The 17,898-nt window shown below is 72.6% G+C and carries 18 protein-coding genes; 12 read left to right on the top strand and 6 right to left on the bottom strand.

The features are described from left to right. Positions 1-5: 5 nt before the first annotated feature. Both ACFVSL_RS03395 and ACFVSL_RS03390 read right to left on the bottom strand, forming a co-directional pair. Positions 6-815, bottom strand: a complete 810-nt coding sequence (locus tag ACFVSL_RS03395) for an alpha/beta fold hydrolase (protein ID WP_386938500.1) — start codon at positions 813-815, stop codon at positions 6-8. Then, positions 812-1,507: a YqaJ viral recombinase family protein gene (locus ACFVSL_RS03390; RefSeq protein ID WP_386938498.1), complete on the bottom strand. Its 696-nt coding sequence runs from the start codon at positions 1,505-1,507 to the stop codon at positions 812-814. Before ACFVSL_RS03390 ends, ACFVSL_RS03395 begins: the two co-directional genes overlap by 4 nt. Before the next feature lie 48 nt (positions 1,508-1,555). Between ACFVSL_RS03390 and ACFVSL_RS03385 the strand changes: the two genes are divergently transcribed. Then, positions 1,556-1,987 (top strand): DUF1294 domain-containing protein, encoded by a 432-nt coding sequence (locus tag ACFVSL_RS03385; RefSeq protein ID WP_386938496.1) that lies wholly within the window; start codon positions 1,556-1,558, stop codon positions 1,985-1,987. Between the two features lie 218 nt (positions 1,988-2,205). Beyond that, positions 2,206-3,159, top strand: a complete 954-nt coding sequence (locus tag ACFVSL_RS03380) for a sugar phosphate isomerase/epimerase family protein (protein WP_386938495.1) — start codon at positions 2,206-2,208, stop codon at positions 3,157-3,159. 244 nt (positions 3,160-3,403) lie between these two features. Here the strand turns inward: ACFVSL_RS03380 and ACFVSL_RS03375 are convergent, their stop codons facing one another. After that, positions 3,404-4,591 (bottom strand): ROK family protein, encoded by a 1,188-nt coding sequence (locus ACFVSL_RS03375; protein ID WP_386938493.1) that lies wholly within the window; start codon positions 4,589-4,591, stop codon positions 3,404-3,406. Between the two features lie 116 nt (positions 4,592-4,707). Between ACFVSL_RS03375 and ACFVSL_RS03370 the strand changes: the two genes are divergently transcribed. The 10 genes from ACFVSL_RS03370 to ACFVSL_RS03325 all read left to right on the top strand — a co-directional run bounded on the left by ACFVSL_RS03370 (position 4,708) and on the right by ACFVSL_RS03325 (position 14,689). Then, positions 4,708-5,814, top strand: coding sequence for a Gfo/Idh/MocA family protein (locus ACFVSL_RS03370; RefSeq protein WP_386938491.1), 1,107 nt, complete (start codon positions 4,708-4,710; stop codon positions 5,812-5,814). Beyond that, complete coding sequence (locus tag ACFVSL_RS03365; protein WP_386938489.1) at positions 5,811-7,316, top strand: sugar ABC transporter ATP-binding protein; 1,506 nt, start codon at positions 5,811-5,813, stop codon at positions 7,314-7,316. The genes ACFVSL_RS03370 and ACFVSL_RS03365 overlap by 4 nt, the downstream gene beginning before the upstream one ends. Next, positions 7,313-8,389: an ABC transporter permease gene (locus ACFVSL_RS03360; RefSeq protein ID WP_386938487.1), complete on the top strand. Its 1,077-nt coding sequence runs from the start codon at positions 7,313-7,315 to the stop codon at positions 8,387-8,389. Before ACFVSL_RS03365 ends, ACFVSL_RS03360 begins: the two co-directional genes overlap by 4 nt. After that, the gene (locus ACFVSL_RS03355) at positions 8,386-9,579 is read left to right on the top strand and encodes an ABC transporter permease (RefSeq protein ID WP_386938485.1); all 1,194 of its coding nucleotides are present in this window, start codon (positions 8,386-8,388) and stop codon (positions 9,577-9,579) included. Before ACFVSL_RS03360 ends, ACFVSL_RS03355 begins: the two co-directional genes overlap by 4 nt. Further along, complete coding sequence (locus ACFVSL_RS03350; RefSeq protein ID WP_386938484.1) at positions 9,579-10,784, top strand: substrate-binding domain-containing protein; 1,206 nt, start codon at positions 9,579-9,581, stop codon at positions 10,782-10,784. Before ACFVSL_RS03355 ends, ACFVSL_RS03350 begins: the two co-directional genes overlap by 1 nt. Positions 10,785-10,910: 126 nt before the next feature. Continuing rightward, positions 10,911-11,780, top strand: coding sequence for a sugar phosphate isomerase/epimerase family protein (locus ACFVSL_RS03345; protein WP_386938482.1), 870 nt, complete (start codon positions 10,911-10,913; stop codon positions 11,778-11,780). Continuing rightward, complete coding sequence (locus ACFVSL_RS03340) at positions 11,777-12,790, top strand: sugar phosphate isomerase/epimerase family protein (protein WP_386938480.1); 1,014 nt, start codon at positions 11,777-11,779, stop codon at positions 12,788-12,790. Before ACFVSL_RS03345 ends, ACFVSL_RS03340 begins: the two co-directional genes overlap by 4 nt. Before the next feature lie 11 nt (positions 12,791-12,801). Next, the gene (locus ACFVSL_RS03335; RefSeq protein ID WP_386938478.1) at positions 12,802-13,098 is read left to right on the top strand and encodes a Dabb family protein; all 297 of its coding nucleotides are present in this window, start codon (positions 12,802-12,804) and stop codon (positions 13,096-13,098) included. A gap of 123 nt (positions 13,099-13,221) precedes the next feature. Next, entirely contained in the window at positions 13,222-13,641 is a 420-nt protein-coding gene (locus ACFVSL_RS03330; protein ID WP_386938477.1) for a hypothetical protein, read from the top strand. Beyond that, complete coding sequence (locus ACFVSL_RS03325; RefSeq protein ID WP_386938475.1) at positions 13,631-14,689, top strand: alpha/beta fold hydrolase; 1,059 nt, start codon at positions 13,631-13,633, stop codon at positions 14,687-14,689. Before ACFVSL_RS03330 ends, ACFVSL_RS03325 begins: the two co-directional genes overlap by 11 nt. Before the next feature lie 52 nt (positions 14,690-14,741). Here the strand turns inward: ACFVSL_RS03325 and ACFVSL_RS03320 are convergent, their stop codons facing one another. The 3 genes from ACFVSL_RS03320 to ACFVSL_RS03310 all read right to left on the bottom strand — a co-directional run bounded on the left by ACFVSL_RS03320 (position 14,742) and on the right by ACFVSL_RS03310 (position 17,855). Further along, positions 14,742-15,506: an amidase domain-containing protein gene (locus tag ACFVSL_RS03320; protein ID WP_386938473.1), complete on the bottom strand. Its 765-nt coding sequence runs from the start codon at positions 15,504-15,506 to the stop codon at positions 14,742-14,744. 101 nt (positions 15,507-15,607) lie between these two features. Continuing rightward, entirely contained in the window at positions 15,608-16,276 is a 669-nt protein-coding gene (locus ACFVSL_RS03315; protein WP_386938472.1) for an ABC transporter ATP-binding protein, read from the bottom strand. 55 nt (positions 16,277-16,331) lie between these two features. Further along, a complete protein-coding gene (locus ACFVSL_RS03310) occupies positions 16,332-17,855 on the bottom strand; it encodes an ABC transporter permease (RefSeq protein WP_386938470.1) in 1,524 nt (507 codons plus the stop codon). Positions 17,856-17,898 lie beyond the last annotated feature (43 nt).

Here is a 17,898-nt window from a genome sequence, read left to right as displayed (position 1 = left end):
CGCGATCAGCCCCGGCGGGCCTCGCTCGCCTCGAGCCAGCGGGCGAGGTGCCGGCCGAGCACCGCGTTCTGCTGCGCCTGCCCGTCGTCGCGGGCGGTGAGGGTCACGAGGGGCGCCTCGAGGCCGAGGGCCCAGCGCTCGGCGATGGGCACCGGGTGCACCGGGTCGCGGGGCGCTGCGACGACCAGCGAGCGCACGCCGCGGCGGGGGAGCCGGGCGAGCTCGTCGTCGCCCGTGAAGGCGCGATTGCGCGGGATCTCGATGAGTCGCATCGCCCGTCGCGCGGCATCGGGGGAGGTGAACTGCGTGAGCAGCCCCTTCGCACCGGCCGGCGACTCCGCCGCGATGCGCTGGAAGATCTCGCGTTCGCGGAACTCGGCGGCGCCCGCGGCGCCGGCGTCGACGAGCAACTGCCCGATGACGGGGAAGACCCGCAGGTTGTCGGGCAGCGAGCGATCGTCGAACGCCGGTCGCACGAACACGGCGCGATCGATCGGCAGCAGTTCGTCGAGCGCGAGCCGCAGCGCGATCGCCGCGCCCATCGAGATGCCGAGCACGGTGAGCGGCGCGCCCTCGTCGACGGGGCGTCCCGTGGTCTCCTCGACCTGCTCGCGGACCGTCGTCGCGACCTCTGCCGCGAGGCGGTCGAGCGCGAAGTCGGCGGGCTCGCCGACCGTGAGGTAGCCGCCGTGGGCGCGCACGTCGGGCGCGATGACGAGCTCGTCGTCGCCCGCGACCGAACGGACGACGGGCGCGAGGAGTTCGAGCGGCTGCCTGCGATCGGCGCCGAGGCCGTGCAGCAGGAGCGTCGTCACGCGAGCGCCCCCGGGCGGTAGACCGCCCGCGGGTCGACGGCGCCGGGGTTCGGCCGGATGGCCTGCAGCAACTCGTTCGCGAGTCCGACGAGGATCTCGATCTGGTCGTCGTCGCGGTCGACCCAGCGCGACTCCGGCTCGTCGCCGACGGGCACGAAGTCGGCGTGCTCCTCCCACACGACGAGGGTGCGCTCGGCGCCGAGCACGTACTGCTGCCACCACACCTGCCGCAGGTAGCCGCGGGGGATGCCGCGCCACGGCTTCGAGGTGGTCTTGATCTCGCACAGCTCGAGCGAGCCGTTCGCGGCGACGCCAAGCCCGTCGGGCGTCGCGAGATGGCGCCGCTCGAACTCGGAGTGGAAGAGCAGCGTCGACGGCGCGAGCCCGTGGGTCTGCCTGACCCACTCGGCGATCACGGGTTCGCGGGCCCGCCCGTGGTCGGTGTACCGGCTGCCGCCGAAGCTGCGGCGGGCGCCGTGGAGCTTCTCATGGGCGGCGGTGCGCACCGACTCGCGGGTGGCGAGCTTGGCCGCGTCGGTCGCGGTGATGCCCTGCGCCCGCGCGCGCAGCCACGCGACGCGATCGCCCGAGTCGGCGACGACGCGGGTCTCGTGCGGATGCCTCGGACGGGGTTCGGCCGGCGGCGCCCACGTGTCACCCTCGAGATCGAAGAGGGCGAATGGTTCAGGCACCCTTCGAGCGTACTCGCCGCCGCCCCCGCGCGCCGTACGATCGACGGCATGCCAGCTGATTCGAGGATCGCCCCGCGAGGGGCGTCCGGCCGCACCGTCCGAGGCGATCGCGACCTCTCGCGGCCGCTGCCCGCTGCGCTCAGCTGGGGCGTGCTGCTCGGCTTCGCCGCGTTGCTCGCCGGCGCCGTCCTGCTGGCGGTCGTGCCCTGGTGGGTCGCCGCCTGGTACACGGCCTGGTCGATCGTCGCGTTCGCCTCGTACGGCGTCGACAAGGCGGCGGCGAAGCGATCCGCGGGCCGGGTGCCCGAGCGCACCCTGCACCTCGTCGACCTCGCGGGCGGCTGGCCCGGTGCGCTGGTCGCGCAGCAGCTGCTCAGGCACAAGACGCGCAAGCGCAGCTTCCGCCGCGTCTTCTGGGCCGGGGTCGTGCTGAACGTGCTCGCGCTCGCCGTCGCGCTCGCCTGGTGGCTCGGGCGCTGAGCGCCAGCCGGTGCCATCCCGCCCGCCCGTCCGACCCCGCCTGTGTGCGGCGGGGAGGGGCGGTCGAGCGCGCCCGGGCGGGAAGCGACGTCCCACCATTCGGAGCGGCGGCGGTCATCTTCCGTTTCAGTTCCTGACAACTTTTGATTGCTTAACCATCAAAAGTAGGCGACAGTGTTCGAGCACGAACTCTCGGCGTTGAGACGGAAGGAAACACCATGTGCTACGGACATGACGGCAAGGGCGCGCTGCGCGCATCGCTCGGGGAGCGCGGGGTGACCCGGCGCGGGCTCCTGCTCGGCGCACTGGGCGCGACCGCCGCGGCGGCCACGTTCTCGGCGGGGGCGGCGCCCGCGGTCGCGGACGTCGCGAAGAAGCCCTGGAAGCGGGTGCCGCCCGGCAAGATCAGCCTCCAGCTGTGGACGGTGCGCGAGGCGCTCGGAGCGCCCTGGGGTCCCGGCGACTACGACACCACGCTCCGTGCGATCGCCGGGCTGGGGTACCCGCGCGTCGAGCAGGCGCTCGGCTACTTCGGCCGCACCGCCGCCGAACTGCGCGCGTTCTACGACGAGATCGGCATCCGCGCGACCTCCTCGCACGACGGCCCCTCGGCCGATGCCGCCGCACTGGAGCAGAAGCTCGAGAACGCGGCGACGCTCGGGCAGCGCTACCTCAACGTGCCGTACTTCGCCTCCGGCGCGCTCGCCGACTGGCAGCAGCTCGCCGACACGATGAACGCCGAGGCGCAGGCCGCGGCCTCGTACGGCATCGCCTACGGCTACCACAACCACGCCCACGAGTTCACGACCGACCTCGGCGGCGGACGCACGCCGTGGCAGGTGCTCACCGAGCGACTCGATCCCGCGCTCGTGCACCTCGAGGTCGACCTCTACTGGGCGGTCACCGGCGGTGTCCAGACCGGCGCCGCCGATCCCGAGCAGTTCGCGATCGACGTGATCCACGCGGCGCCGCAGCGGGTGCGCCAGTTCCACGTGAAGGACCGGCACGTCGGCGGCGACATGGCCGACCTCGGCACCGGCACGATCGACTTCGCCCGCATCTTCCGGGCGCACGCCGTCGAGGAGTACATCGTCGAGAACGACACCCCCGACGTCACCCCGCTCCAGACCGCCGACGTCGGCTACGACTACCTGCGCGACCTGCGCTTCTGACGCGCGATCGGGGCGGGCGCGCGGCATCCCCGCTCGCTCGCCCCTCGGCATGCCCGGCTGGATCGGTCGCCCGTCGCCCCCGTGCGGAACGCAGGAGCCGACGGACGCGTGCCGGCGTGTCGGGCGCTGACGCGCCGGGCGCCGCACCGGAGCTCCTGAATTCTGCACGGGCGGAGCGCCGACGACGGCGATGAGCGCGATGGCGCGGCCGGCGCGAGCGTCGGGGTCGCGGGGATGCCCCGGCTCAGCGCGCGGCGAGCGCGTCGATGCCCTCGGGCGAGAGCGCGTGGTGGATGGCGAGCATCGCGGCGCCGAGCACGGCCGCGTTCTCGGCCGCGGCCGACTGCACGATCGCGAGGTGCTCGGTCGCGAGCGGCATCGAGCGCGTGTAGACGACCTCGCGGACGCCCGCGATGAGGTGCTCGCCCGCCCGGGCCATCGAGCCGCCGATCGCGATGACCGAGGGGTTCACGAAGCTCACGCAGGCGGTCAGCACCTCGCCGATGTCGCGGCCGGCCTGCCGCACCGCCTGGATCGCGTCGATGTCGCCGCGCTTCACGAGCTCGACGACATCGCTGCCGGATGCCGCGTCGAGACCCTGTTCGCGGAGCGTCCGCGCGATGGCGGGGCCGGAGGCGAGCGCCTCGAGGCATCCGCGATTGCCGCAGTGGCAGGGCACCTCGCTGCCGCGCGCGACCCGGATGTGCCCGATGTCGCCGGCGATGCCCTGGGCGCCGCGCTGCAGCAGCCCGCCCGAGATGATGCCGGAGCCGATGCCGGTCGCGACCTTCACGAACATAAGGTGCTCGGTCTGCGGCCAGGCGATCGCCTGCTCGCCGAGCGCCATGATGTTGACGTCGTTGTCGACGAGCACGGGCACCTCGAGGTGCTGCTGCACCCAGCCGGGCACGTCGAAGCGGTCCCACCCGGGCATGATGGGCGGGTTCACCGGCCGGCCGGTCGAGTGCTCGACGGGGCCGGGCACGCCGATGCCGATCGCGACGAGCTCGTGCCGGGTGCGGCCGAGGCCCTCGATGAGGGCGAGCCCCTGCTCGACCATCCAGCCGAGCACGGGTTCGGGGCCCTGGGCGATGTCCATGCGCTCGGAGTGCTCGGCGAGCACGGTGCCGGCGAGGTCGGTGACGGCGAGGGTGGCGTGCGAGGCGCCGAGGTCGGCGGCGAGCACGATGCGGGCCGCCGGGTTCAGCGCGAACTGCGACGGGGGCCGGCCGCCGGTCGAGGCCGCGTCGGCGACGGGGGAGACGAGGCCGAGCTGCATGAGCTCGTCGACGCGGGCGGCGATGGTCGACCGGGCGAGGCCGGTCGACTGGGCGAGTGAAGCGCGCGTGCGGGGGGCGCCGTCGCGCAGCAGCTGGAACAGCTCGCTGGCCCCTGAGGTCCCGAGCGCCGATCCGCGGCTGATGTCGGTCATGCAATTGAGTAAAGCACACCGACTTCTCTGATCGGGGAATCGACATGATGTCGCCCGGCGAACAACTTTTGTCGAAGGGCTAGCAAAAGATGCCGGGTCTGTGTCAACATGTCCTCATGACAACGGACGTCACCGCCCCGACCCGCACTCGCCGTGCCGGCTTCGTCGGTGGCGGCTTCATGGCCGCCGTGCACTCCAGGGCGGCACGCGCCGCCAGGGCAGAGCTCATGGGCGCCGCATCCTCCTCTCCCGAACGGGCCGCTGCGGCCGCCGAGCGGCTCGGGCTCCGGGCCTCCTTCGACTCCTTCGAAGCGCTGCTCGCCGACCCGGCCGTCGAGGTCGTGCACATCTGCACCCCCAACGCGACCCACGCGGGCTTCGCGCGGGCGGCCCTCGAAGCCGGCAAGCACGTGATCTGCGAGAAGCCGCTCGCCACCACCGCGGCCGATGCCGCCGAACTCGTCGCCCTCGCCGACGAGCGCGGGCTCGTCGCCGCAGTGCCCTTCGTCTACCGGTTCCACCCGATGGCGCGCGAGGCGCGCGCACGGGTCGCCGCGGGCGAGACCGGGCGCCTGCTCAGCGTGCACGGCGCCTACCTGCAGGACTGGCTGGCCGCCCCGCACGACGACGACTGGCGGGTCGACCGGGCCGTGGGCGGCCCCTCGCGGGCCTTCGCCGACATCGGCTCGCACCTCGTCGACCTCGTCGAGTTCGTCGCGGGCGAGCGCATCGTGCGGCTCAACGCCGCGAGCCGCACCGTCTACGCCGACCGCGCCACCCACTCGGGCATCGAGACCGAAGACCTCGTCGCCCTGGTCGTCGAGCTCGACTCCGGCGCGCTCGGCACCCTGCTCGTCTCGCAGGTCGCACCCGGCCGGAAGAACGCGCTCACGATCGAATTGGCCGGCACCGACGCGAGCGTCCGCTTCGAGCAGGAGCGGCCCGACACCCTGTGGCTCGGCCGCACCGAGGCATCCAGCGTCATCGAACGCGACGCGAGCCGCCTGAGCGCCGATGCCGCCCGCCTCGCCATCGTCCCCGCCGGGCACCCGATGGGCTACCAGGACGCGTTCAACGCGTTCGTCGCCGACGCCTACGCCGCGATCGACGGCGCGGCGCCCGACGGGCTGCCCGGCTTCGCCGACGGGCTGCGCGCGGCGCAGATCACCGAGGCGGTCCTCGCCTCGGCCGAACGACGCGACTGGGTGGAGGTGCCCGCATGAGCGGCGAAGCCGTCCTCGTGGCCGAGGGCCTCGAGAAGTCCTTCTTCGGCGTCACCGTGCTGCGCGGGGTGGGCCTCACCCTCCGCGCCGGCGAGGTGCACGGCCTCGTCGGCGAGAACGGCGCGGGCAAGTCGACCTTCATGAAGATCCTCGCGGGCGTGTACCAGCGCGACGCGGGCACGGTCGCCCTCGGCGGCACCGAGGTCGAGTTCACCCACCCGGTGCAGGCGTCACGCGCGGGCCTCGCCACCGTGTTCCAGGAGTTCAACCTCCTGCCCGAGCGCACGGTCGCGCAGAACGTCTTCCTCGGTCGCGAGCCCAAGCGCCGCGGCCTCGTCGACAAGAAGGCGATGCTCGCCGAGACGCGGGCGCTGCTCGCCGAGCTCGGCATCGACTCGATCGAGGCGGACGCCCCGGTGCGCACCCTCACCGTCGCCGAGCAGCAGATCGTCGAGATCGTGAAGGCGCTCTCGGTCGACGCCCGGGTCATCCAGATGGACGAGCCGACCGCCGCCCTCGCCGACCACGAGGTCGAGCTGCTCTACACGATCGTGCGACGGCTGCAGGCCCGCGGCGTCGCGATCCTCTACGTCTCGCACCGCCTGAAGGAGATCTTCGACCTCTGCGACACGATCACGGTGCTGAAGGACGGGGCGCTCGTCTCGAGCGGCCCGGCGTCGGAGCTCGACACCGACGAGCTCGTGCGGCGCATGGTCGGCCGGCCGATCTCGGCGTACTTCCCCGAGGCCGAACCCGGCACCGTGCTCGGCGAGCCCCGGCTCGAGCTCCGCGGCGCGGGCAACGCCTACGTCGACGGGGTCGACCTCGAGCTCCGCGCGGGCGAGATCGTCGGCATCGCCGGGCTCCAGGGCTCGGGCCGCACCGAGCTCGTCGAGGCGGTCTTCGGCGTGGTGCCCTTCACGCGCGGCGAGATGCGCCTCGACGGCGAGCCCCTGCGGCTCGGCTCGGCCCGCCAGGCCGTGAAGCGGGGCATCGCCCTCATCACCGAGGACCGCAAGGCGCAGGGCCTCGCGCTCAACCAGTCGATCACCGACAACGCGCTGCTCGTCATCCGCTCGGTCTTCTCGCGGCGCACCCGCGACACCCGGCGCGAGCTTCCCGGCGTGCTCTCCTCGCTCGAACTCGCCTCGCGCGGGCTCGACCAGGAGGTGCAGTACCTCTCGGGCGGCAACCAGCAGAAGGTCGTGCTCGCGAAGTGGCTCGCCACGAAGCCCCGCGTCGTGCTCCTCGACGAGCCCACCCGAGGCATCGACGTCGGTGCGAAGGTCGCCGTCTACACGCTCATGCGCCGACTCGCGAAAGAAGGGGTCGCCATCCTCATGATCTCGTCCGAGCTCCCCGAGGTGATCGGCATGTCCGACCGCATCATCGTCATGCACGACGGCCGCGCCTCGGCCGAACTGCCCGCGCGCAGCGACGAGGCCACCATCCTCGGCGCCGCCACCGGGACACTGCGCATCGGGGGAGAGGAGCTGCGATGAGCACCACGACCCCCACCGCGCCCGCGCGCCGCACCGGTCCCCGCCGCCGGCTCGACTCGAGCCTCATCGTGGGCATCGCCCTCGTCGCGGTGATCGCCGTCGGCGCGATCCTCGTCGCGACGGTCGGCCGCAACTTCTTCAGCGCCGGCAACATCCGCGACATCCTCACCGGCATGAGCGTGCTCGGCTTCGTCGCGATCGGGCAGACGCTCGTGATCCTCTGCGCCTCGCTCGACCTGTCGGTGCCGTACGTCGTGAGCCTCTCGAGCCTCATCGCGGCCGACCTGATGGCCGGCAACCCGGCGAACATCCCCTTCGCGGTGCTGGTCGTGCTCGTGGTCGCGGCCCTCATCGGCCTCGCGAACGGCCTCATCGTCACGAAGCTCAAGGTGAACGGCTTCATCGCGACGCTCGGCACGGGCCTCATCATCAAGGGCTACCTCGACTCGAACTACAAGGGCACGAGCGGGCAGGTGCCGTGGGAGTTCCAGCTGATCGGCGCCACCGGCGTCGGCCCGGTGCCCGTGTCGACCCTGCTCATGCTGGTCGTCGCGCTCGGCGCCGCGTTCTTCCTCGCCCGCACCCGCACCGGCAACCACATGTTCGCGGTCGGCGGCAACGAGCAGGTCGCCCGGCTCTCCGGCATCCGCACCGCCCGCCCGCTCATCGTCGCCCACGTGCTGTGCTCGGTCACCGCGGCCCTCGCGGGGCTCCTCCTCGCGAGCCGCCTCGGTGTCGGCAGCCCGGTCGTCGGCACCCAGGGCGGCTACGACCTGCTCTCGATCGCCGCGGTCGTGCTCGGCGGCACCCTGCTCATGGGCGGTCGCGGCTCGATCTGGGGCACCATCGGCGGCGTCGCGATCTTCGCGGTCGTCGACAACGTGATGAGCGTCATGCAGGTGAACCCGTTCCTCAAGGACGTCGTGCGCGGCGTCGTCATCGTCGCGGCGGTCGCCGTGTACACGAGCCGTTCGCTCGACCGCCGACGGCCGAGATTCAGCGCGGGGGCCGAACCGCCCGCGGGCGCCGACGCGCCCGTCACCGCCGAGGCACCGAAGGGAGGCGCGGCATGAGCGCCGTGACATCCGAACGCCCGAGCGTCGGGGACCGCCTGGCCGAACTCGGCCGCACCCTCGTGAGCCCGCGCGGCGCCGTGTTCCTCCTCCTCATCGTGCTGCTCGTCGCGATCGCGGTGCTGAACCCGTCGTTCGCCGAGCCCTCGCAGTTCATCCGCTTCATCCAGCGCGTCGCCCCCGTGGCGATCGTGGCGATCGGGCAGTACTTCGTCATCGTCGGCGGCGAGTTCGACCTCTCGATGGGCTCGGTGGTGACGGCGCAGGTCGTCATCGCCGGCAACCTGATCGGCCAGGACGAGTCGAAGTCGCTCCCCGTGCTCGCGCTCATGCTCGTGTTCGGCGCGCTGGTCGGCCTCGTCAACGGCCTCATCGTCACGATGCTCAAGGTGCCGAGCTTCATCGTCACCCTCGGCATGATGCTCGCCTTGCTCGGCGGCACCCTCTACTGGACGGGCGGCGCCGCGACCGGCAACCCCGCCGACGGGTTCCGCGAGATCGGGCGCGGCGGCATCCGCGGCATCCCGGTGATCGACATCCTGCCGTGGTCGGTCCTCGTGCTCGCCGTGGCGCTCGCCGCCGCGATCTGGTTCTCGAAGCGGCCGTTCGGGCGCACGATCATCGCCCTCGGCGACAACCCGACGACCGCGCGATTCTCGGGCACCCGCAACTGGTGGGTGAAGACCTCGACCTTCATGATCTCCTCGCTCTCGGCGACGGTGGCCGGCGTGCTGCTCGTCGGCTACGCGGGCGTGCACCCCTCGGTCGGCCGCGGCTACGAGTTCATCGCGATCACCGCGGTCGTGCTCGGCGGCGTCGTGCTCGGCGGCGGGCGCGGCTGGGTGGTGGCCGCTGCGGCGGGCGCCTTCGCCCTCGAAGCGCTCTTCACGCTGCTGAACTTCGCCGGCGTGCCCTCGACGTACCGCGACGCGGTGCAGGGGGCGATCATCATCCTCGCCGTCGCCTACTCGGCGACGACCTTCCGCGCGCGCCGCCGAGGGCGCGGCATCGAGGCACCGACGGATGCCACGAGCCCGACCTCGCCCGACGCGGCGACCCAGACCTCGCCCGACGCGGCGACCCAGACTTCGCCGGCACCGGCGGAGGAGCGCGATGCCGAGGCATCCGCTCGCCCTGCACCCATTCCCTCGACGTCGAGGGCTGACAACGAAACCAAGGGAGGTTCGTGATGCGACGCAGGTATACGGTGGCATCCGCAATGGTCGGCGCCCTCGCGCTGCTGACGATGGCCGGCTGCACCACCGACCCCAACGTGGCCGCGCCGACGGAAGACGCCGCCGCCACGGAGGAGTCGGTCGAGTGGTTCGACCAGGAGCTCTTCGACAAGCAGGACGCCGAGCGCGACGTCGTGCCCGAGGGCCCCGAAGGGCAGCCCTGGCTGCAGCACATCAACGCCGAGATGGTCGACACCTCGGAGTTCGCCGCGGAGGGCGCCAAGAAGGCGTGCTTCGCCAACGCCTCGATCTCGAACCCGTGGCGCCAGACCGGCTGGATCACCATGAACCAGCAGCTCGAGGTGCTCCAGGAGGCCGGGGTCATCAGCGAGATGGAGACCCGCGACGCGCAGGACTCCGATGACACGCAGATCGCCGACATCGACTACTTCATCAACGAGGGCAACTGCGACGTCTTCATCATCTCGCCGAACTCCACGGCGGCGATGACGCCGGCCGTCGAGCGCGCCTGCGACACCGGCAAGCCGGTCATCGTGTTCGACCGCGGCGTGCAGACCGACTGCCCCGTCACGTTCATCCACCCCATCGGCGGATTCGCGTGGGGCATCGACACGGCCGAGTTCCTCATCGACGAGCTCGAAGAGGGCGACAAGGTCGTTGCGCTGCGCATCCTGCCGGGAGTCGACGTGCTCGAGCAGCGCTGGGCCGCGGCCGAGAAGCTGTTCGACGAGGCCGGCATCGACGCGGTCGACTACTTCACCGGGGCCGACCCGGCGGAGATCAAGAAGATCATCTCCGACGAGCTCGCCAAGGGCGACGTCAAGGGCGTCTGGATGGACGCCGGCGACGGCGCCGTCGCCGCCATCGAGGCGTTCGAGGACGCCGGCGTCGACTACCCCGTCATGACGGGTGAGGACGAGATGAGCTTCCTCCGCAAGTGGAAGGAGACCGGGCTCACCGGCCTCGCGCCGGTGTACTCGAACTTCCAGTGGCGTACGCCGCTCCTCGCCGCGCAGATGATCTTCGCCGGCGAAGAGGTGCCGCAGGAGTGGGTGCTCCCGCAGTCGCCGATCACCGCGGAGGAGGTCGACGAGTACCTCGCGCTGAACGAGAACATGCCCGACGGCCACTACGCCAAGTTCGGCGGCGAGGACCTGCCCGGCTACCCGCAGGTCTGGGAGGACCGGGTCATCCCGTAAACCGCTGAGTACGGTGGTCGAGTAGCGACGAAGGGGCGTATCGAGACCTCGCGAGGGGTCTCGATACGCTTCGCTACTCGACCACCGGCCGTACTCGACGGTGACCGAATTCTGCAAGGAGGCAGCATGCGCCGCACGATCGGCGTCAACACCTGGGTGTGGGCTTCTCCCCTCACCGACGAGAACCTTCCCGCGCTCGCCGCCAAGGCGGCCGAGCTCGGCTTCGGCGCGATCGAGCTGCCGGTCGAGAGCCCGGGCGACTGGTCGCCGGATGCCGCGGCCGAGCTGCTGGCGGAGCACCGCCTCGACCCGATCGTGATCGGCGCCATGGGCCCCGGCCGCAACCTCGTCGCGGCCCCCGGCTCCGAGATCGTCGCCACGCAGAACTACCTCGTGCACTGCCTCGGCGTGGCCGAGCGGCTCGGCTCGCCGGTCGTCGCCGGCCCCTTCACGGCGGCCACGGGTCGTGCCTGGCGCATGGACGCCGAGGAGCGCGACGCCCGCTACCGCGAGCTCCGCGCGAGCCTGGCGCCCGTCGTCCGGCAGGCGGAGGGCCGTGGCATCCGGCTCGCGATCGAGCCCCTGAACCGCTACGAGACGAGTCTCGTGAACACCGTCGAGCAGGCCCTCGAGGCGCTCGGGCCGCTGCTCGGCCCCGGCCTCGGGCTCGCGCTCGACAGCTACCACCTCAACATCGAGGAGAAGTCGATCGGCGACGCGATCCGCGCCGCGGGGGAGCACCTCGCCTACGTGCAGGTCTGCGGCAACGACCGCGGCGCCGTCGGCGACGACCACCTCGACTGGCCCGCGTTCCTCGACGCCCTCGACGACGTCGGGTACTCGGGCGCGCTCGGGCTCGAGAGCTTCACGGGCGAGAACGCGACGATCGCGGTCGCCGCGTCGGTCTGGCGCCCGCTCGCTCCCACGCAGGACGAACTCGCGGCACGGAGCATCCGATACCTGACCGCGCTGCAGGACGAAAGGAACCCGGCATGACCGCCTCCACGCACCCCGTCACGCTCTTCACCGGTCAGTGGGCCGACCTGCCCTTCGCCGAGGTCGCGCGCCTCGCCGCCGAGTGGGGCTACGACGGCCTCGAGATCGCCTGCTCGGGCGACCACCTCGACCTGAAGCTCGCCGAGGAGGAGCCCGGCTACCTCGCCGAGCGGCAGGAGATCCTGAAGCGGCACGGCCTCGAGGTGTTCGCGATCTCGAACCACCTCACCGGGCAGGCCGTCTGCGACGACCCGATCGACTTCCGGCACGAGGCGATCCTGCGCCCGTACACGTGGGGCGACGGCGACGCCGAGGGGGTCAGGCAGCGCGCCGCCGACGACATGAAGCGCGCCGCGCGGGTCGCGCGGAAGCTCGGCGTCGACACCGTCGTCGGGTTCACGGGGTCGTCGATCTGGCCCTACGTCGCCATGTTCCCGCCCGTGCCGGCCTCGGTCATCGACGCCGGCTACGAGGACTTCGCGAACCGCTGGAACCCCATCCTCGACGTGTTCGACGCCGAGGGCGTGCGCTTCGCGCACGAGGTGCACCCGTCGGAGATCGCCTACGACTACTGGACGAGCGTGCGCAGCCTCGAGGCGATCGACCGCCGCGCGGCGTTCGGCTTCAACTGGGACCCGTCGCACATGATGTGGCAGGGGATCGACCCCGTCGGCTTCATCTGGGACTTCAAGGACCGGATCTACCACGTCGACTGCAAGGACACCCGGATGCGCCCGGCCACCGGCCGCCCCGGCATCCTCGGCTCGCACCTGCCGTGGGGCGACCCGCGCCGCGGGTGGGACTTCGTCTCGACGGGGCACGGCGACGTGCCCTGGGAGGACGCGTTCCGCGCGCTCGACGCGATCGGCTACACCGGCCCGATCTCGGTCGAGTGGGAGGACGCCGGCATGGATCGCCTGCACGGCGCCGCGGAGGCCGTCGGCTTCATCCGCTCGAAGCTGTTCCCCCGACCGACGGCCTCGTTCGACGCGGCCTTCTCGAACCAGTAGGAGCCCGTCGCATGCCCATCGAGCACACCGTCGTCTTCCGGCTCGTCCACGAGCCGGGCTCGGCCGCCGAGCAGGAGTTCTTCGACACCGCCCGCGAGACGCTCACCGGCATCCCCGGGGTCGCGGACTTCGCGATCAGCCGCCAGGTCAGCCCGAAGAGCGCGTTCACGCATCGCTTCGGCATGGTGTTCGCCGACCAGGCGACGTACGACGCCTACAACGCGCACCCCGCCCACGTGGGCTTCGTCGCGGGCCGGTGGGTGCCCGAGGTCGCCGAGTTCCAGGAGTACGACTTCGAGCGGCTCTGAGCGGAGCGCGTGGCCCGAACGGGCCACGCCGAGCTGGCCCGAAGACGCGATGCGGGCGGTGCGTCGTCGGCGGTGGAATCGGAGCGTCGCGATCCGGCGACGCACGAATCCGAGGAGTCACCGATGAACACCCCATCCGAATCCGCCCGCAGCCTCGCCGACTCGATCGCCGTCGGCCGCGAGCGCGGCTACTACCGCGTGCTCTTCGACGCCGGCCCCGTCGATGCGGCGACGTTCGCCGAGCTGGCGGGCGTGCCCGAGCAGCGCGGCCGCGTCTGGCTCGAGGAGCAGGCCGGCGCCGGCGTCCTCCGCGTCGTCCGCGCCCCCGACGGCGACCGGGACGAGCTGCTGCTGCCCGGCGAGTACGTGCCCGTGCTCGTCGGCGACGAGGACAGCAGGGAGTTCTCGGGCGCGCGCGCCCTGCTCCGCGAGCATCTCGCCGAGGTCGAACGGGTGCGCGCGCTCGCCGCCGACGAGCGGCCGGCGCTCACGAGGTGGTGCCGAGCGTCCCTCGCGTTCGTAGACTTGCGCCGTGCGACCTGAAGATCAGGTGATCCACCACGCCGAGCTCGACGGCCGCTCGATCGCGTGGTCGGCCGTCGGCGCCGGGCCGCTCCTCGTGATCGGCGGCTGGTGGTCGAGCGACCTCGAGCTCGACTGGCGCAACGCCCGGTTCCGGCGCTTCGTCGAGCAGTTCGCACGCCACCGCACGGTCATCCGCTACGACCGGCCAGGCACGGGGAGGTCCGATCGGGACGCCGCTCCTCCCGGCACCCTCGACGAGGAGCTCGCTGTGCTCGAGGCGGTCGTCGACGAGGCCGCGGACTCGTCCGGGCCGATCGCGCTCTTCGGCGGCTCGTCGGGCGGCGGGGTGGTCTCGCTCTTCGCTGCGCGGCATCCCGGGCGCGTCGACCGTCTCGTGCTCTACGGCACGTACGCCCGTGGGGCGGATCTCGCGCCGCCGGCCGCCCGGGCGGCGATGCTCGGCGTCATCGAGCAGCACTGGGGTCTCGGTTCGCGGGTGCTGGCCGACCTGTTCCTGCCGGACGCGACGGCCGAGGAGCGTGCCGAGTTCGTCGAGTTCCAGCGCAGCTCTGCCTCGCGGGAGGTCGCGCACGCGTCACTGCAGGCGGTGTACGAGGTCGACGCGACGCGGCACCTCGCCGAGGTTCGCGCGCCGACGCTCGTGCTGCACCGCCGCGCCGACCGGGCGATCCCGTTCGCGCTCGGCAAGGACGTGGCCGCCCGCATCCGCGACGCACGATTCGTCGGGCTCGAGGGCGACGATCACTTCCCGTGGCGGGGCGACGCCGACGCCGTCGCACGCGAGACCCTCGCCTTCCTCGGCGCGCCGGTCGATGCGCCGAACGCCGGATCGAGGTCGGGGCCCGCCGGCGCGATCGGCCTCACCGCGCGCGAGCGGGAGGTCCTCCGATTCGTCGCCCGCGGCGACACCGACGCCGAGATCGCCGCGCATCTCCTGCTGAGTCCGCACACGGTGCACCGGCACCTCGCGAACATCCGCAGCAAGCTCGGGGTGCCCTCGCGGGCGGCAGCGGCCGCGTGGGCCCTGCGGCACGACCTCATCTGACCGAGCGCCGGCCGCCCACGGATCGATCGGGCGCGCATCGGCCCCGGACCGCTCAGCCGGCGACGCTCCAGTAGTGCACCTGCGTCTCGGGGTGCCGCGGATGGTCGTCGACCGAGCGGTCCCACGTGGCATCCGTGTGGCCGCCGTAGAAGACGTCGACGTTCCCGTCCTCGTCCTCGATGACCGCGGTGACGATCGCGGTGTGGTCGCGGTCGCCCGAGGCGTCCCAGTCGAACTGCACGATGTCGCCCGGCTTCACCTGCGCGCGCTGCGCGTCGGCGAGCGCCGTCGCCCGCTCGGGGTGCGCGGCGAGGTACTCGCTGAAGATCGTCGACGAACGCCAGGCCGGGCTCGCCGCGTACGGGTCGCCGTCCTCCGAGTACCACCACTCGTCGTCGGGCAGCCAGCCGCGCTCGATGAGCGACTGCGAGGCGAAGTTCACGCAGTCGTCGTCGCCGAGCACGCCGTAGCGCTCGCTCTCGTCGGCGTCCCAGTGCTCGCGCACGTACTCGAGCTGGCGCAGCACGGGGGCGGGCAGCTCGGGGTCGAGCTCGAGTGCCGCGGCGTTCGGATGGCTGCCGTCGCCGCCCTGCGTGCCCGGTCCGCGCGGGGCGTTGGCCGCGACGACCGCGCCCACGATGGCGGCGACCGCCCAGGCGAGGAGCGCGAGCACCGCCACGACTGCGCCGCCGACGAGCAGGCGCCGGCGCAGGTACACCCGCCGGTCGGGGCGCGCCGGCGCGTGCGGCGCCGTCGGCTCCGCCCGGCCGTCGCGGGTCGCCTCGGCGACCCCGCCGGTCGTGTTCAGGTCATCCACTCGATCCACCGTACGTCGCTTCGGTGGGCGTTCGCTCAGGACCCGGCGGTCGCAGGCGGATGCCCCGGCCGCACCCGCGGCCGGGGCATCCCCCGTCGTGCTCAGCGCTCGGTGACCGTGCCCGCCTTGATGTGGAGGCGACGCTCCGCGCGACGGGCGACCGCAGAGTCGTGCGTGACGACGATGAGCGTCAGCCCGCGGTCGCGGCGGATCCCCTCGAGGATCTCGAGGATCTCGTCGCGGGTGTCCTCGTCGAGGGCACCGGTCGGCTCGTCGGCGAGGAGCACCTCGGGCTCCTTCACGAGTGCGCGGGCGATCGCGACCCGCTGCTGCTGACCGCCCGAGAGCTCGCTCGGCAGGTGGCCCGCGCGGTCGGCGAGTCCGACCGAGGCGAGGGCCGCCGCGGCCCGCTCGGCCCGTCGCGGGCCACCGACGCCGAGCGGTTCGAGCGCCGTCTCGACGTTCTCCTGGGCGGTGAGCGTCGGGATCAGGTTGAAGTTCTGGAAGACGAACCCGATCTCCTTCGCGCGGATCCTCGCGAGCTTCGCGTCGGGCATCTTCGAGATCTCGTCGTCGCCGATGCTGATCGCGCCCGAGGTCGGTCGGTCGAGCCCGCCGAGCATCTGCAGCAGCGTCGACTTGCCGCCGCCGGTCGGCCCCTGGATCGCGACGTGCTCGCCGGCGCCGATCGCGAGGTCGACGTCCTTCAGGGCGTGCACCGTGCGGTTGCCCTGCCGGTAGGTCTTCGTGAGCTTGGTGAGGGTGTACATGGTCTGCTCCGTGATGGTCGTTTCGATGATGGGAGGTCGCGGTGCGGCCCGCTCGTCAGCCGACGCTCCTGAGCGCCTCGGCGGGGCGGAGACGCGCGGCCCGCCAGCCGCCGATCGCTCCCGCAAGGAGGCCGCCGAGGACGGCGATGCCGACGGCGATCGCGATGACCGACACCGTGACCGGGGCGTTGAGGGCGATCTCGGTCGTCGCGGCGGCGGTCTGGCCCATGGGGCCGAACGCCCGCCCGCCGGCGGCCTCGCCGCCAATCGCGCCGCCCGGCCCGGTCTGGCCGCCGGGGCCGGCGCCCATCTCGAATCCGCCGCCCGATGCGCTGCCCGAGAGGGTCGGGGCGACCAGGTTGACGACGGCGATGCCGAGCAGCCCGATGAGGATGCCGCCGGCTCCGCCGATGAGGCCCTGCACGAGCGACTCGCCCGCCACCTGGCCGACGACGCGGCGGTTCGACCAGCCGATCGCCTTGAGCGTGCCGAACTCGCGGGTGCGCCGGGTGACGCCCGAGACGGTGAAGAGGATGGCGATGAGGAATGCCGCCACGAGCACGGCGAGCGAGAGCCAGAGCCCCAGGTTCGACACGAGGCTCGACGCCGTCGAGAGCGAGCCCGAGACGCTCGACGCGAGGTCCTCCTGGGTCGACACGGTCGCGTCGGGCAGCGCCGCCTCGAGGTCGGCCTGCACCTGCGGGATGTCGGTCGACGACGCGGCCTGCACGTAGACGTTCGAGATCATGCCGTCCTCGCCGGAGAGGGCCTGGGCCACGTCGAGCGGGATGTACACGTCGGACGCGCTCGCCGAGTCCGCGGCGTTGGCGGTCACGGTGCCGACGACCTCGAACCCGGTGCCGCCGAGGTCGATCGTGTCGCCGACCGAGAGCTCGGCGCTCGTCGCGTAGTCGGCGTCGAGCACGGCGAGGTACTCGCCGGCGTCGTCCGCATCGAGCGCTCGGCCCTCGGAGAGGGAGACCGCCGAGAGCGGGCCGATCGCGTCGGCCGCGGGGTCGAGGCCGAGCACGGTGAACGAGTCGACGTCGAAGGCGCTGCCGCCGGCGCCGTCGGGGCCGCCCTGCGGCGGCGCGGCCTGCCCGCCCTCCCCGTCGGTCGCGGGGCCGCCGTCGGCGCCCTGCATCTGGCTGAAGTCGGGCATCTCGCCGTTGAAGGTCGTGTTGGTGAGCGACAGGGTGGCGGCGGCCATGGCGACGTGGTCGATGCCCTGCACGGTCTCGAGCGCACCCTCGTCGAACGTGGTCGAGCCGAAGCCCGCGCTGAGCCGCGACTGGCTGAGCTCCGTGGTGCCGTCGCTCGTGGTGCCGGCGCCGGCGTCGAACTCGAACCGGGGGCCGCCGCCCTCGCCCTCGCCGGGCGGGGTGGGCGACTGGGTCACGGTGATATCCGTGCCGACCCCGTAGACCGACTCGAGCACGGAGGCCTGCGCGGCCTTCACCCCCGAGGCGATGGAGTTGACGATGATGACGAGTGCGATCGCGAGTGCCATGCCGATGGCGATGATCGCCGTCTGCCTGCGGCGACCGGCGAGCTCGCGCCGGAGATAGGTGAAGAACATGGGCATCCTCAGGGGTCGGAGGGCGGGAAGGGTCGGAGGATCG

The organism is Agromyces sp. NPDC058064, assembly GCF_042885275.1.
GTDB lineage: Bacteria > Actinomycetota > Actinomycetes > Actinomycetales > Microbacteriaceae > Agromyces.
The sequence above is the reverse complement of the archived record's forward strand: the minus strand, read 5'-3'. Positions and strand labels throughout refer to the sequence as shown.

Bases quoted from the DNA above. Each gene is read 5' to 3' on its own strand.
- ACFVSL_RS03385 (WP_386938496.1), top strand. From the start codon at position 1,556: ATGCCAGCTGATTCGAGGATCGCCCCGCGAGGGGCGTCCGGCCGCACC.
- ACFVSL_RS03380 (WP_386938495.1), top strand. From the start codon at position 2,206: ATGTGCTACGGACATGACGGCAAGGGCGCGCTGCGCGCATCGCTCGGG.
- ACFVSL_RS03375 (WP_386938493.1), bottom strand. From the start codon at position 4,591: ATGACCGACATCAGCCGCGGATCGGCGCTCGGGACCTCAGGGGCCAGC.
- ACFVSL_RS03370 (WP_386938491.1), top strand. From the start codon at position 4,708: ATGACAACGGACGTCACCGCCCCGACCCGCACTCGCCGTGCCGGCTTC.
- ACFVSL_RS03365 (WP_386938489.1), top strand. From the start codon at position 5,811: ATGAGCGGCGAAGCCGTCCTCGTGGCCGAGGGCCTCGAGAAGTCCTTC.
- ACFVSL_RS03360 (WP_386938487.1), top strand. From the start codon at position 7,313: ATGAGCACCACGACCCCCACCGCGCCCGCGCGCCGCACCGGTCCCCGC.
- ACFVSL_RS03355 (WP_386938485.1), top strand. From the start codon at position 8,386: ATGAGCGCCGTGACATCCGAACGCCCGAGCGTCGGGGACCGCCTGGCC.
- ACFVSL_RS03350 (WP_386938484.1), top strand. From the start codon at position 9,579: ATGCGACGCAGGTATACGGTGGCATCCGCAATGGTCGGCGCCCTCGCG.
- ACFVSL_RS03345 (WP_386938482.1), top strand. From the start codon at position 10,911: ATGCGCCGCACGATCGGCGTCAACACCTGGGTGTGGGCTTCTCCCCTC.
- ACFVSL_RS03340 (WP_386938480.1), top strand. From the start codon at position 11,777: ATGACCGCCTCCACGCACCCCGTCACGCTCTTCACCGGTCAGTGGGCC.
- ACFVSL_RS03335 (WP_386938478.1), top strand. From the start codon at position 12,802: ATGCCCATCGAGCACACCGTCGTCTTCCGGCTCGTCCACGAGCCGGGC.
- ACFVSL_RS03330 (WP_386938477.1), top strand. From the start codon at position 13,222: ATGAACACCCCATCCGAATCCGCCCGCAGCCTCGCCGACTCGATCGCC.
- ACFVSL_RS03315 (WP_386938472.1), bottom strand. From the start codon at position 16,276: ATGTACACCCTCACCAAGCTCACGAAGACCTACCGGCAGGGCAACCGC.
- ACFVSL_RS03310 (WP_386938470.1), bottom strand. From the start codon at position 17,855: ATGTTCTTCACCTATCTCCGGCGCGAGCTCGCCGGTCGCCGCAGGCAG.